Source organism: Pseudomonas sp. URMO17WK12:I11 (genome assembly GCF_007677725.1).
Taxonomy (GTDB): Bacteria; Pseudomonadota; Gammaproteobacteria; order Pseudomonadales; family Pseudomonadaceae; genus Aquipseudomonas.
Map to the genome: position 1 here is coordinate 1 of NZ_VEDF01000071.1, position 233 is coordinate 233.

Below are 233 nucleotides of genomic sequence, written 5' to 3' on the forward strand. Positions count from 1 at the left end.
CCCGAAACAAACGTAGGAGCGAGCGCAGCTCGCGATGCGCCGCGCGGGCGGCGCTCGATCTCATAGGCGCTGAAAATGCCGAGACGGCCCCATGGTGGCCCACCTGCAACCTAAAGACAGGCGCATCCCAGCACCATTCCCACTCGACCGCCAGACTGTGCCATGGCTGCCATTCGACCTGTTGCACCCTGCCGGTAGAGGTGAAGATCAAGGATCTGATCCGCATCGGCGTG

General features: G+C 63.1%; 1 pseudogene. It reads left to right on the forward strand.

Annotated features, from left to right (window positions below):
• Nucleotides 1–146 precede the first annotated feature (146 nt).
• Nucleotides 147–233, forward strand: a pseudogene (locus FS665_RS23255) (YkgJ family cysteine cluster protein); the annotation flags it as partial.